Genomic DNA, 13,747 nt, shown 5'->3' with positions numbered 1-13,747 from the left:
GAATACCGAAGGGGACAGTCATGCGGCGTTTTGGCAAAATTGCGTTGTGGGTAGTCTTGGGCTTGATTCTGGTGCTGGCATTGTGCGGCATCGTTTTCGCCACGTTTGACTGGAACCATGCACGTCCCTGGGTGAGCAAGCGGGTCTCCCAGCTGGCTGATCGGCCTGTGGTTATACAGGGCGATCTCGATATAGATTGGTTGCAGCCTGGCGACGCAGCCGAAGGCTGGCGCGGCTGGGTGCCCTGGCCGCAGATTACCGCCCATAACGTGCAAGTGGGCAATGCGCCATGGAGCAAGCATGACGGCGGCATGGCTGATGTTTCCAGCTTATCAGCGGTGATCAATCCGCTTGCGCTGCTGTCGCACACGGTTGAAATTGCCAGTCTTGAAGTAGAAGACGCTGACCTGTACCTTGAGCGCAATGCTGAGGGTAAAAATAACTGGACGTTTGGTAAAAAAGACAACAAAGACGAAGCGCCTTCCTGGAAGGTAAACCTACAGTCGCTTTCCTTGCACAGCGTGCATGCGAGGCTGGTTGATACATCAAGCAAGCTTGATATGAACGCTGAGCTTGATACGGTAGATAATGACCAACACTATGGCCTCGCGTGGAAAGCGAACGGCGTTTATAACGATGCCAAAATCAGCGGAGAGGGCAAGGCCGGCAGTATCCTGACCTTTGGGCAAAGCACGGAACCCTTTCCCTTGCAGGGAAAGCTTAGTATCGGCACCACAGTCATTGAGGTCGAAGGGTCAGCAACCCAACCTAAGGCTTTGGCTGCCCTTGATGTCCAGCTAAAGCTGGCGGGTGACAGCATGTCTGATCTGCTGCCTTTGTTCGGCGTGGCTTTACCGCAAACGCCTCCTTACAACACCGCCGGAAGGCTGACGGCGACGTTAGGTGACAATGAAGACGTCTGGCACTATGAGGACTTCGATGGCGTAGTGGGCAAGAGCGATGTGCATGGCTCGCTGGTCTACACGCGTCGGGCGCCCAGGCCCATCCTCACCGGCAGCGTCACGTCAGATCAGTTGCGTCTGAAAGATCTTGGTCCTCTGATAGGCCTCGACACCAGTGATGTAGAGTCCAAGGCCGCCAAAGAGTCAGCCAAGGGGCAGCCTGCAGATAAGGTGTTTCCGGTCCAGCCCATCAATACCAAAACCTGGGGCGTCATGGATGCAGACGTTCAGTTCAAGGGCAAGCGTATTTTGCGAAATAAAGACCTGCCACTGGACAACGTGCAGGCCCATGTCGTGCTTAAAGACAAGGTGTTAAGCCTTGAGCCGCTAAACTTTGGTATGGCGGGCGGCACACTTGCCAATACCCTGGTGCTGGACGGCAGCGGCAGCAAAATAGCTGCCAGGCTTGATACTGAAGCACGCCATTTGAAGCTGAAAAAGCTGTTTCCGGGGGCGGAGTCCATGGATGCCAGTTTTGGAGAATTACACGGCCATGCAAAACTGACGGGGCAAGGCGTCTCGATTGCCGAGATACTGGGGCATTCAAACGGCCACCTGCAGGCGCTGGTCAGCCGAGGCACCATCAGCCAGTATTTGCTCGAGGCGGCGGGGCTTAATCTTGCCAACATGATCATTTTGAAGTTATTTGGTGACGACCAGATCGTGCTCAATTGCATGGCCAGCGATTTTGACGTCAAGAACGGTCTTATGCAGACTGAAGCGTTCAGGCTCGAAACCGACGATACCATTGTCGATATTACGGGCACCATCAATCTGGCGACAGAGAAAATCGATATGAAGATTGTTCCAGCCAACAAAACGCTGCGCGTCTTTACGCTGCGGTCGCCGCTCTATGCACGAGGTACGCTCAAGCATCCCGATGTTGGGGTTGAAAAAGGGCCACTTGCGCTGCGGGCCGGGGCAGCGATTGCACTGGGCGTGATCGCAACACCATTTGCTGCATTGCTGCCATTGCTCAATATGGGCACTAACGAGTCTTCGGGTTGCGTGTCGTTGGGGCAAGATGAGGCCAAGGGCGGCTCTTCCACGCAGGCCAAAGAAAGCGCCGAAGAACGCCAGAAACGTGCGGAGCGCAAAGAGCGCCAGAGCTGGCCATCGTCGCAGGCCAAGCCATGATCGCAATGTGCGCGGTAGAATAACGGCCTCTTTCTAACTTCATACTGATTCTTACATGAGACTATTGATTGCGCTGTTGCTACCCTGGCTTACCTTCTTTACCATTGGGCGACCTATTGCAGGCATTATCTGCCTCATTCTGCAAATCACAATTGTTGGCTGGTTGCCGGCCACCATCTGGGCCGTGTACGCATTAAGCCAATACAAAACCGACAAAAAAATCGAAAAAGCCCTCGGCCGCCGCTAAGCATGCCGTGTGGGCCGGTGTACGAAGTAGGGGTTATCCCCTTCAGGGCTATCCATCGATTGACGGTAGAATTTCCCCCTAGCATGCGCGAAGCTGTGCCTGTCTTCGGGCCTTCACATAAGCAAAAAACAGAATGACTTTTCGCCTGGCGTTAAATCAGATCACCAAGCAGTATCCCGCCGTTGTTGCAAACGACGCGGTAGATCTGACGGTGCAGCCTGGCGAAATACATGCGGTGCTGGGCGAAAACGGCGCAGGCAAGTCTACCCTGATGAAAATCATCTATGGGGTAATCAAGCCTGACAGTGGCCGTATGCTCTGGAATGGCACCGAAGTATCCATTGCCAGCCCGGCGGCTGCGCGTCGACTTGGCATCGGCATGGTGTTTCAGCATTTTTCCCTGTTCGACACGCTGACAGTTACCGAGAACATTGCGCTGGGGTTGCCTTCAGACACGCGCCTGGACGAACTGTCGCAACGTATTGCCAAAACGGCAAGCCAATACGGCCTTGACCTTGAGCCGCAGCGTCATGTGCATACCCTGTCGGTGGGTGAGTGCCAGCGCGTCGAAATTGTGCGCGCATTACTGGGCAAACCGCAATTGCTAATTCTGGACGAACCCACATCTGTGCTCACACCGCAGGCCGTGGAACGTTTGTTTGATACATTGCGCAAGCTCGCATCCGAAGGCTGCAGCATTCTTTATATCAGCCACAAGCTTGATGAAATCAGGGCCCTGTGTCATACCTGTACGGTGATGCGAGGCGGCCAGGTTACAGGTGTTTGTGACCCGCGCAACGAAACGGCAGCCAGCCTGTCGCGCCTTATGATAGGCGCCGAGCCATCCGCCATTGCTCATGTTCAGCGCACGCCTGGCCCTGTCATGCTTGCTGTACGCAATCTTTCGTTGCCCAAGGCACATCCCTTCGCTACCGCTCTGGAGCACGTCAGCTTCAATGTTTGTGCCGGAGAAATTGTCGGTGTGGTCGGCGTATCAGGAAATGGCCAACAAGAACTACTGGCCGCGCTGTCGGGTGAGGACACGCGTGCGCCCACCGACAGTATCTTGCTCGATAGCACGCCTGTGGGAGGCCGTTCAGCGGCCTGGCGACGTGCTCGTGGTATGGGGCTAGTGCCAGAGGAGCGCCTGGGTCGTGGTGCCGTGCCAGAGCTTTCGCTGGCGCAGAACATGTTGTTATCGCATCAGGGGCCGACTACCGTACGTCACGGTTTTATTCGCAACGGTGCCATCCGCGATCTGGCGGCTGGCATCATCAGCCGTTTTGGTGTCAAGGCGGCTGGGCCTAACGCGGCAGCGGCCAGCCTGTCGGGCGGTAACCTGCAAAAATACATAATCGGTCGCGAAGTCACACGCAACCCACGTGTGTTGCTGGTCGCTCAACCTACATGGGGTGTTGATGTTGGCGCTGCCGCCCAGATTCGCTCTGAACTGCTGGCCCTGCGCAACGCGGGCTGTGCCATTCTGGTCATTTCCGAGGAGCTTGACGAGCTACTTGAAATCTCAGACACGCTCATTGTGATGGCAAAAGGGAAAATGTCGCCCGCCATACCGCGAGCTCAGGCCACGCTTGACCAACTCGGTCAGTGGATGAGTGGCTTGTGGCAAGACGTTGTTCACGCTGAGGCAGAGGCGCACCATGTTCAGGCTTGAGCCACGCGCCCAACCTTCCAGAACCATGGCATGGTTATCGCCCTTGTTCGCGTTTGCGCTGACGCTGCTCTGTGGTTTTGTATTGTTTATGGTGGTTGGCAAAGACCCTTTTGCCAGCTTGTTCGTATTTTTTATTGAGCCATTGAACAGCGCGCAAGATTGGGCTGAGATCGGGGTCAAGGTGGCGCCGCTGCTACTTATTTCCGTCGGGCTCGCCATGTGTTTTCGTGCCAATGTCTTCAATATTGGTGCAGAAGGGCAATTTGTGGTGGGCGCTATTCTGGCTGGCGCACTCATCCTATATGTCGACGATGACACCAACGGCGGCTGGTGGATGATCACGCTGGCTTTGCTGGCAGGCGCCATTGGCGGAGCGCTCTGGGGCGCTATCACTGCGTTTCTGCGTGATCGTTATCATGCCAATGAAATTCTGGTCTCCCTGATGCTGGTGTATGTGGCAGAGCTGCTGCTCAGTTATCTGGTGCATGGCGTACTTCGCGATCCCGACGGCTTTGGTTTCCCGCAGTCCAGGTTGTTTTCCGATGGTTTTCTTTTGCCTATGGTGCTGCCGGGTACGCGACTGCACATGGGCATTGTGCTGGCGCTTCTGGCGTCTTTGCTCGGATGGCTTTTCCTGTCGCGCAGCTTTTCGGGGTTCAGGCTTCAGGTAGGCGGGATGGCGCCGCTGGCAGCTCGGTATGCAGGTTTTTCTGCACGTAAATCGTTGTGGACGACGATGCTGGTGTCGGGCGGGCTTGCGGGTGTGGCGGGTGCCTGCGAGATCATGGGCCCCATAGGCCAGCTCACGCCGTCGATATCACCCGGTTACGGCTTTGCCGCCATTATTGTTGCGTTTGTCGGGCGGCTGCATCCCATAGGCGTGATTTTTTCCAGTTTCATTATGGCGCTGCTCTACATAGGCGGTGAGCTTTCGCAGAGCCGGCTAGGCATGCCCAGCGCCATCACCGGCATCTTCCAGGGGATACTGCTGTTTGCATTGTTGGCCTGTGACGTGCTCATTTATAACCGCCTGCGCTGGAGGAAATAATGGACGGCCTCGCTCCGCTTATCGCCTCGGCGATGATTGCCGGTACACCCCTCATGCTGGCAGCCTTGGGCTTGCTCATCAATGAGAAGTCGGGGGTCATCAATCTGGGTTCTGAAGGCATGATGCTGGTCGCGGCGATTATCGGCTTTGCGACTGCCATCGAGTCAGGCAGCCCTGCGTTGGGTTTCATCACAGGTGCATTGGCTGGCATGTGCATGGCGGGCTTTTTTGCCTGGCTAACCGTGTGGCTGGGCGCCAATCAGGTTGCAACAGGGCTTGCGCTGTCGCTGTTTGGTGCAGGGGCTTCGGCCTACCTAGGCATAGACTATTCTGCCGAAACACTGCAGGCGCAGCCCTATGGCATTCCCTGGCTCGAAGACCTCCCGTTTTTCGGTACAGCATTGTTCCGTCATCATCCCATGGTGTATTTCGCCATCGCATTGTGTGGGCTGATCATCTGGTTTCTGGCTCGTACACGCGCGGGTCTGGTGCTCAAAGCCATAGGAGAATCCCCTTCGTCGGCGCACTCTCTGGGCTATGATGTTCGACGCATACGCTTGGGCGCCTTGCTGTTTGGCGGCGCCTGCTGCGGGTTAGCCGGTGCATTCATGTCACTGGTCTACACACCCATGTGGGTAGAAGGCATGGTGGCTGGTCGTGGCTGGATCGCTCTGGCCCTCACCACCTTTGCCACATGGCGGCCATTGCGCGTGCTGGCTGGTGCTTATTTGTTTGGCGGCATTACCATTCTTACCTATCATATGCAGGCGCGGGGTGTTCCAATCGCGTCGCAACTGCTCTCCATGCTCCCGTACCTGGCAACGATTCTGGTGCTGGTCCTTATTTCAAGAAATGCAAACTGGATCAGGCTGAACATGCCTGCTTCGCTTGGTAAAAACTTCAACCCGAACACCGGAGGTTAATCATGTCAGTCCGTTTATTCCGTAAGGCGCTTTGCGCTGCAGTGCTGCTGCCCGCATTTGCCGTCTCATCGAGCGCCCTGGCGGCCGATGAGCCTTTGAAAATAGGTTTTGTGTATGTCAGCCCAATTGGTGATGCCGGATGGACATGGCAGCAGGATCTCGGCCGCAAACAAATGGAAGCCGAACTGGGCGACAAGATCAAAACACAATACGTAGAAAACGTGCCTGAGGGTGCTGATGCCGAACGTGTTATTCGCGACTTGGCGGAGCAAGGCAATAAGCTGATTTTCACGACATCGTTTGGCTACATGAACCCCACCCTTAAGGTGGCAAAGCAGTTTCCTGATGTCAAGTTTGTGCATTCCACGGGTTATAAAACGGCTCCCAACGTGGCAACCACTAATGCCCGTTTCTATGAGGCACGATATCTTGCCGGCATCATCGCAGGCAAAATGACCAAAACCAACCAGGCAGGCTATGTGGGTGCGTTCCCCATCCCTGAAGTGCTGCAAGGTATTAATGCATTTACACGCGGCATGCGCAGCGTCAACCCTGCGGCTGAGGTGCGGGTTATTTGGGTAAACAGCTGGTTTGATCCGGGTAAAGAACGTGATGCAGCGCTTGCGTTAATGAGCCAGGGCGCCGATGTGGTCAGCCATCACACTGACTCAACCGCCACGGTGCAAGCTGCAGAAGAACAAGGCAAGTATGCCATTGCCTATCATTCAGACATGTCCAAGTACGGCCCCCACGCCCAGCTTGCCGCAGTGACGCATCACTGGGGTGACTACTTTACGGGGCAAGCCAAGGCTGTGCTCGATGGCACATGGAAAACATCCAGCACTTGGGGTGGTCTGAAGCAAGGCATGGCAGCAATTGAAGGCTTCGGGCCAGCACTGCCTGATGACGTCAAGCAGCTTGTGCTTGAGAAAAAGGCAGAAATCATTGCCGGCACCTTTGCTCCTTTTGCCGGCCCTATTACTGACAATGAGGGTAAAGTTCAACTGGAGTCGGGCGTGCTGGACGACAACGGTCTGAATAAAATGAATTACTACGTGCAGGGCGTCGCCAGCAAGATGCCTACGAAGTAATTGAAGTGCCCCTGGAGGCGTGGAGTGTGCAATAGTTGCGTGACCAGGGGCTAGTGTTTTGTTTGCCGACGCAAGCCCGAGCAATCAGGCCTTGCGTGGGGTGGGCAGCCCCCAGGTGCTAATTACCTGGGCTACGGGCTCGCCACCAACGGCCGGCACCAGCGTTACATCACCGGCACAGGTTCGCCCGGTTTTAAGTACGCGGGCATGAGCCAGCACGCCCCCAGGCGGGGTCTTGCGTAAAAAATTTATGCTCAGGCTGGCCGTTACAGCCTCCGCGTTGCCGGTTGCGCCAACAATGGCCGCATACAAGGCCAAATCTGCCAGGCCCATGAGCATAGGGCCAGCAACTATGCCACCCAGGCGTTTATGCGCTGCGTCGTCAGGTAGCAGCAAAGTGGCCGTGCCAACCCCAATTTCCAAAACTTCAGCGCCAAGTAAGGCCGAGAAAGGGTGATGGGTTTGCAGCAATTGCTCGAACTCGGCGACGGTAATCGCTGGGGTCTGGGCATTGGCATTACTAGGCATGGTGTTTGTCCTGCGACACAAAACAAATGACCTTGGCATAGTACACTGCGAAGCAATGAAAGCGGTATATGTAAACCTTGCGCGTTTGATATTGCTGGCGTTCCTGCTGCGAGCGCTGATCCCGCTCGGCTATATGCCTGGTCAGGGGCAGGGCGCGCCGGGCATGACGCTATGTGTATCAGGCTTGCCCACCACCGTGATTCAAGCACTATCGCTTGATACCTCTGGCGCTCATAACGAGCCCCCTATGCTGCTATGCGCATTTGGGGCTTCGGTAAGCCCGCTCGCGATGCTCATGGGCGCACTGGTCCTGATGGTTTTGCTGGTGCTTGCCCAGTGGGCCACGCCATGGCGTGCCATGGCTCAACGTCGTGTTCCAGCTGTGCGCGGCCCACCTGTCGGCTCTCGAGCCCCGCCGATTGCGTCCGCAGTTTTCTGATCTTAAATTCAAATTACGACACGCAATATTGCACGATTTACTGGGGTTTTTGATGAAAAAATTTACACTTGTCGCCGCTCTGGCCCTTGGCGCGAGCCTGGCATTTTCTGCTCAGGCGCACAATCATGGCCATCATATGGCGCAGCAAGACGCACCTGATATGTCCAAGGCTAAGGTCTCCGACACTATTTCTGTAAGCGGGTGCTGGATACGTGCTATACCCGCGCCAGCACCGTCGGGCGGCTATTTTGTGGTTCACAACAAGGGCGACAAAGAAGTAAAGCTTCAGGCTGCTGCTTCATCGGCCTATAAAATGGTCATGCTGCACCAGACCACGCAAAAAGACGGCATGAGCAAAATGTCCGAAACCCATGACATCGCCATTGCTGCTGGTGGTGAGCTTGAATTCAAGCCAGGCGGCTACCATGCCATGCTCGAACTGGGCGAAAAAGCCCCAGCGGTTGGCGACAAAGTTGATCTTGACCTGTTGTTCGACAACGGCGAGAAGGCGAGTGTGCAGTGTGAAGTAAAACCGGCCAATACGCGTATAAACTAAGTATGGTCAGCACTGACCCAGCCTTATAAGGCTGTGGTCGGGCAAGAAATCGGGCTGGGCTCTGTGTTGCACAGAGTTCAGCCCTTGTCGTTTCAGCTTGATGTGGCCATGGCTGTCGTCCTGGGTGCGCTTCGTCAAGTCGCCTGGGGTGCACGCCACTTACCTCGCAGCATGGGGCTGAGAAAATCTGGCAGTCGCTAAGAGTTCTGCGTGTGGAAGCGGTTCACGCGTCCTGAAATGACGGGGCTTGTGCAGAGTGCCAGGCTTAAACTCGTGTGTATATTTCTGTATTTTCGACAAACGAGCTGAGCGCCGTGTTGAAAGCTCTTGGGTTGGCCAGATTCATGCCATGTGCCGCGAGCGGTATGGTCACCCTATGTGCCTGCGGGCAGGCAAGTGACAGTGCCTCAAGCCGCGTGCGATAGCGTGACGGGCTATTGGCGCCCCCTAGCAGCAGCAAAGGGAAGGGCAGGTCAGCAAAGTGTGCTGGGTCAACCACTGGCTGTGGCTCTTGCGCTTGCGAAAGCAAGGTTGCAGCGTTGTCCCTGACCATGGTTTTGAACCAGCTCGTCATCTGTCGCCATGTCCCTGCGCCATTTACCCTGTCGACAAAACCCGATAGCGCAGCGTCGGCATCATCGCCCTGCAGCAGGGCAGCCATGTCGCGGTGAGGCAGGGGGGCTTCGGCCTCGCCAGCCAGTCGGAAGCCCGGGTCAGCCAATGTGAGGCTGGCCACCAGATCAGGGGCTGCCAGGGCGAGCTCCAGGGCGACCTGCGCGCCGCGCGAATGGCCTACGAGATGAACGGGTCTGCCAGCATTGATACCTGAGATAAACACCCTCAGATCGCAGGCATGCTGGCCGATGCTGAACTGGGCGTCGGCACGTGTGAACGCATTTGGCCAGTACCCACGAAGGCTGGGTGCGATAACGCGGAAGGTGTCTGACAGGCCATTTAGCTGCCAGCGCCAGTAGCGATAATCGCACAGCGAGCCGTGAATGAGAACTACCGTTGTTGCGCCACTGCCCGTCTGCGCAAAATGATGGGTATGGTCCGCGCAGACGAGCGTGTGATCAGCCGGTGGAAACTGCATGTTGTGATGGCTACAGCAGCTGCAGGCGACTTTTTGCGGTTTCGGCGGCCGATGAGTCAGGGTAGTCTTTAATAATGCGTTGCAGGCTGGCTTTGGCACCGTTCAAGTCATTAAGCTCGATCTGGCTTGCTGCCATAACCAGCAAAGCATCGGGGGCGCGTGGGTCTTTCGGTGTCAAACGCAACATTTCTTGCAGACCCTGAACAGAGCCTTTGAAATCTTTGCTGGCATAGAGGCTGCTGCCTTGGTAAAAGCGTGCTTCGGCGGCCAGTTGGCTATTGGGGTAGGCGTCAAGAAACTGCCCGAAACTACCTGCTGCTTCTTTATATTTACCGCTACGGAATAGACCCATGGGGCCTTCATACGCGGCCTGTTCTTGAGGGTCAGCCACATGCGTGGTGTGCCCACCTGATTGGTCCTGGCTGGCACGCTGTTGCAGGTTGGACTGCCAATTTAGCTGCTCGACCTGGCCACGCAGGGTGGCTAGTTCTTGTTGCAGCATCTCGATACGGTCAGATTGCTGTAAATGAATGCTGCGGCTTTGATCGCTGAATTGCTTGAACTGCTCGCGCAATTCCAGAATGGCCCGTCTAGCCTCATCGTCAGAAAAAGCCTGCGCAGGTGATGACACGATCGAGGCTATTGCAACCGCTGTGCCGAGTACAACAGTACGCAGGGGCAAAAAAGAAACGCTCATAGTCAGTATTCCGTTTAATAAAAAAAAGCCGCGACGGTGGAGCCGCCGCGGCACAGCTGTGACCCATTAACGGATATTACCGCTGATAGACGATGTCCGCACGACGGTTTTCGGCGTAATCGGCATCAGTATGGCCAAGAGCGCGTGGACGCTCTTTGCCGAAGCTGATCGCTTCGATCTGGTTGGCATTGACACCGAGAACGGTCATCATGCGCGCTACGGCTTCAGAACGGCGCTGGCCGAGTGCCAGGTTGTACTCGGCACCGCCGCGTTCATCGGCGTTGCCTTCGATACGGATGTTCTGTTGCCCGTGGCCGGTCAGATACGTTGCGTGCATTTCAACGAGGCTGCGGTATTGTTCTGGAACAGAGTAGCTGTCAAAGTCAAAATAGACAGAGCGTTGCTGGGCCAGCGGGCTTTGCGGGTTGAATGGGTCCATGACCTGGCCCGAAGAGGCCGATTCGTTACCCATACCTGTGCCTGTACCGCTTGCCGACTCGTCCAGAGGGACTGAGCTGCAGGCGGCCAGAGAGGCTGCAAAGGCTGCGATGGTGAAGCTTTTTACGATACGCGAGCTCATTTAAGTTCCTTTTGAAATAGAGTCACATTAAAAACTAATTTGTAAATGGCCCCCAGGTCGGTTCACGTACTTTCCCGTTTAGCGCCGAGAGCGTTTGACGCACCCGGCCATCGACAGAGGTAACGGCCAAAACGCTGCGGCCGCCCTGAACTGAACTATAGAGGATCTGCATGCCGTTGGGCGCAAAACTGGGTGACTGGTCATCGGGTCCGTTAGTAAGTAGCTGTTCGGATCCTGAAGCCATATCCTGTAATGCGATACGGAAAGCGCCATCTCTTTTTGTAACGTACACCAGCTTGTTACCGTCTGGCGATATGGCCGGTGAAATATTGTAACTCCCGTTGAACGTTATACGTTGGGCGTTTCCACCGCTAAGCGGCACTTTGTAAATTTGTGGGTTGCCACCTCGGTCACTGGTGAAAATGAGCGACCCCCCATCAGGGGTGAATTGGGGTTCGGTGTCGATGAGTGGAGACCGCATGACACGACGCAGCCCCGAGCCGTCAGCACTGATGGTATAGATTTGTGAGATACCGTCGCGAGATAGCACCAATGCTAGTTGTTGGCCGTTCGGTGCCCAGCTAGGCGCGCTGTTATTGCCTTTGAAGTTGGCGAGCGGCACCCGCTGGCCCGATGCAAGGGTTTGTACGTATACGACAGGCTTGTTTAGCTCGAAACTTACGTACGCCAAACGCTTGCCGTCAGGTGACCACGAAGGTGAAATAATTGACTGTTTTGAACGCAACATGACCTGTGGATTTTGGCCATCGGCATCAGCAATCTGTAACTCGTATGTGTTGCCTGTTTGCAACACATAGGCAATACGTGTGGAGAAAACACCACGAACACCGGTGATCTTTTCATAGATGCGGTCAGCAATCTGGTGCGATACCCGACGCAGCTCTTTCTCGGTGCCCGAAAATGCAACACCGTCCATCTGTTGCCTGCCCTGTGAGTCGACCAGTTTGTAGCTGACGCTGTACTGCCCCCCCGACTGGGTGATAGACCCATAGGCAAGGTAGTCAGCACCGCGGTTACGCCACTGGTCGTAATCAATAGAGCTGTTTACGTCCAGATTAGCGCCTGTCGCATTGACAAGTTGAAACTGGCCCGAGCGGGTGAGGTCGGCACGAATAACTTCGGCAACTGCATCGCCTTTGGCGTCACCTGCGAAATCGGCAATGGCAATGGGGTATTGCGTGGCGCCTACGCCTGAAATGTCAACGCGCAGTTGGGCGTGGGCCGGCGTTACGGCGGCACCCGCCATAACCACGAGAAGCCCACTTGCCCATGTGCGCCAGTCGCGCGTTAGCGCAGCGAGTTTTACTGGAGTGACAGCTGTCATATCTACTATCTCCTGTTAGTCGTACATGCGGTAGTCACCCGTGATGGACGACGGGTACTTGCCTGATGGTGGTTTGGGGAAAGGCGAGCAACCCAGGATGCCCTTGCGGACAGCCTCGTCAAAGCGTGCGTCACCTGACCCCCGTATGCTTACATTGTTCGGCGTACCATCCGGATTGAGCTGGACAGTGTATTGTACTGTTGGGTTACGAGATCCGCGCTGAGGCGGCACGTTATAGATAACCCCTCGGCGTACGCATGACCTTACCTTGGATGCGTACCCGCCATCCCCGCCGCCACCACCAGCTTGGTTGCGATCGGCAGATCCGCCCGGCATGCCAGCTGCGCCAAGCACGTCGCCGCGCATAGCCTCGCGTAGCGCGGCACGTTTGGCTGCTGCGGCTTTGTCTGCGGCAGCTTTTTTGGCAGCGGCTTCTTTCTCCGCCTTTTCAGCAGCCGCCTTTTTCTCAGCGGCCTCTTTGGCGGCCTTGTCTGCAGCGGCCTTTTCAGCGGCGGCTTTTTCCTTGGCAGCCTTGTCCTTGGCTGCTTTCTCGGCAGCAGCCTTGTCTGCAGCGGCCTTCTCGGCGGCAGCTTTTTCCTTGGCGGCCTTGTCTTTGGCTGCTTTCTCGGCAGCGGCCTTATCTGCAGCAGCCTTTTCAGCGGCGGCCTTTTCCTTGGCAGCTTCGTCTTTAGCGGCCTTTTCGGCAGCCGCTTTCTCGGCGGCTGCCATTTCAGCAGCGGCTTTTTCCTTGGCTGCTTTTTCCTTGGCCGCTTTCTCAGCAGCGGCTTTCTCGGCGGCTGCCTTTTCAGCTGCCGCCTTCTCGACCGCAGCTTTTTCCTTGGCCGCCTTCTCGGCTGCAGCTTTCTCAGCAGCCGCCTTTTCTACTGCCGCCTTTTCCGCCGCAGCGCGTTCTTGCTGTTCGCGTTCTTTGCGTGCTTTTTCAAGCGCGATATCAGGATCTATCTCGGGTGCCGGCTTTGCGACGTCTGGCTGCACAGCGGGAGGTGGTGGCTCTGGTTCTGGCTGGGGCTGTGGTTCGGGCTGCGGCGCAGGCTGCGGCTCGGGTTCTGGCTCAGGTTCTGGTTCTGGTTCTGGCTTAGCCTCAGGCTCAGGAGCAGGTTCAGGCTCGGCTTGTGGCTGGGGCGGCGCTTCTGCCTTGTCAGCCTGCGGGTCAGTTTCGGGCTCCGAGGCGTTGGGCGCGACACCATCGGCCCATAATTCAACCTGCACCGGGTTGGGTGTTTTTGGCGCTGAAACAAAGCCAACCAACATAAACACAATGAGCAGCGCATGGATGCCGAACGCATAGCCCAGCGCCCGGCGCTCTTCCCGCTGCTCCGGAGTTCTGTAGTGTGTGCCTTCTGTTTTCTTTATGTGCTTCATTCGGTCTTTAAGCCTGGCTGCATTACGGGCGACACCTACTGGCAGT

Annotated in this window: 14 protein-coding genes; 8 read left to right on the top strand and 6 right to left on the bottom strand. The window is 56.1% G+C overall.

Annotated elements, in window-relative coordinates; genetic code table 11:
- Window positions 1–20 precede the first annotated feature (20 nt).
- The 6 genes from FQ179_RS12970 (at window position 21) to FQ179_RS12945 (ending at window position 7,080) form a co-directional block, all read left to right on the top strand.
- Complete coding sequence (locus FQ179_RS12970; protein WP_149397755.1) at window positions 21–2,099, top strand: AsmA family protein; 2,079 nt, start codon at window positions 21–23, stop codon at window positions 2,097–2,099.
- A gap of 55 nt (window positions 2,100–2,154) precedes the next feature.
- Window positions 2,155–2,346 (top strand): YqaE/Pmp3 family membrane protein, encoded by a 192-nt coding sequence (locus tag FQ179_RS12965; protein ID WP_149397754.1) that lies wholly within the window; start codon window positions 2,155–2,157, stop codon window positions 2,344–2,346.
- A gap of 133 nt (window positions 2,347–2,479) precedes the next feature.
- Complete coding sequence (locus tag FQ179_RS12960) at window positions 2,480–4,018, top strand: ABC transporter ATP-binding protein (RefSeq protein WP_149397753.1); 1,539 nt, start codon at window positions 2,480–2,482, stop codon at window positions 4,016–4,018.
- Window positions 4,005–5,066: an ABC transporter permease gene (locus tag FQ179_RS12955; protein WP_149397752.1), complete on the top strand. Its 1,062-nt coding sequence runs from the start codon at window positions 4,005–4,007 to the stop codon at window positions 5,064–5,066. The genes FQ179_RS12960 and FQ179_RS12955 overlap by 14 nt, the downstream gene beginning before the upstream one ends.
- On the top strand, window positions 5,066–5,989 hold the full coding sequence (locus FQ179_RS12950; protein ID WP_149397751.1) for an ABC transporter permease: 924 nt from the start codon (window positions 5,066–5,068) through the stop codon (window positions 5,987–5,989). Before FQ179_RS12955 ends, FQ179_RS12950 begins: the two co-directional genes overlap by 1 nt.
- A 2-nt stretch (window positions 5,990–5,991) precedes the next feature.
- Complete coding sequence (locus FQ179_RS12945; protein WP_149397750.1) at window positions 5,992–7,080, top strand: BMP family ABC transporter substrate-binding protein; 1,089 nt, start codon at window positions 5,992–5,994, stop codon at window positions 7,078–7,080.
- Between the two features lie 84 nt (window positions 7,081–7,164).
- On the opposite strand, the gene FQ179_RS12940 is transcribed toward FQ179_RS12945, so the two are convergent.
- A complete protein-coding gene (locus FQ179_RS12940; protein ID WP_149397749.1) occupies window positions 7,165–7,608 on the bottom strand; it encodes a PaaI family thioesterase in 444 nt (147 codons plus the stop codon).
- A gap of 55 nt (window positions 7,609–7,663) precedes the next feature.
- Between FQ179_RS12940 and FQ179_RS12935 the strand changes: the two genes are divergently transcribed.
- Window positions 7,664–8,047, top strand: a complete 384-nt coding sequence (locus tag FQ179_RS12935; RefSeq protein WP_149397748.1) for a hypothetical protein — start codon at window positions 7,664–7,666, stop codon at window positions 8,045–8,047.
- 52 nt (window positions 8,048–8,099) lie between these two features.
- Window positions 8,100–8,603, top strand: coding sequence for a copper chaperone PCu(A)C (locus tag FQ179_RS12930; protein WP_149397747.1), 504 nt, complete (start codon window positions 8,100–8,102; stop codon window positions 8,601–8,603).
- Between the two features lie 265 nt (window positions 8,604–8,868).
- On the opposite strand, the gene FQ179_RS12925 is transcribed toward FQ179_RS12930, so the two are convergent.
- From FQ179_RS12925 to tolA, 5 genes are all read right to left on the bottom strand, one after another.
- Window positions 8,869–9,696 carry an alpha/beta fold hydrolase gene (locus tag FQ179_RS12925; protein ID WP_149397746.1) on the bottom strand — a complete coding sequence of 276 codons (828 nt, stop codon included), beginning with the start codon at window positions 9,694–9,696 and terminating at the stop codon, window positions 8,869–8,871.
- Between the two features lie 10 nt (window positions 9,697–9,706).
- Complete coding sequence (ybgF, locus tag FQ179_RS12920; protein ID WP_149397745.1) at window positions 9,707–10,393, bottom strand: tol-pal system protein YbgF; 687 nt, start codon at window positions 10,391–10,393, stop codon at window positions 9,707–9,709.
- A 76-nt stretch (window positions 10,394–10,469) separates the two neighbouring features.
- Window positions 10,470–10,973 (bottom strand): peptidoglycan-associated lipoprotein Pal, encoded by a 504-nt coding sequence (pal, locus tag FQ179_RS12915; protein ID WP_149397744.1) that lies wholly within the window; start codon window positions 10,971–10,973, stop codon window positions 10,470–10,472.
- A gap of 34 nt (window positions 10,974–11,007) precedes the next feature.
- A complete protein-coding gene (tolB, locus tag FQ179_RS12910; protein WP_149397743.1) occupies window positions 11,008–12,318 on the bottom strand; it encodes a Tol-Pal system beta propeller repeat protein TolB in 1,311 nt (436 codons plus the stop codon).
- Window positions 12,319–12,333: 15 nt separating this feature from the next.
- The gene (gene tolA / locus FQ179_RS12905) at window positions 12,334–13,701 is read right to left on the bottom strand and encodes a cell envelope integrity protein TolA (protein ID WP_149397742.1); all 1,368 of its coding nucleotides are present in this window, start codon (window positions 13,699–13,701) and stop codon (window positions 12,334–12,336) included.
- Window positions 13,702–13,747 lie beyond the last annotated feature (46 nt).

This window comes from Pusillimonas sp. ANT_WB101 (genome assembly GCF_008369125.1).
Lineage (GTDB): Bacteria > Pseudomonadota > Gammaproteobacteria > Burkholderiales > Burkholderiaceae_B > Allopusillimonas.
This window is presented reverse-complemented; position numbering and strand designations above follow the sequence as displayed.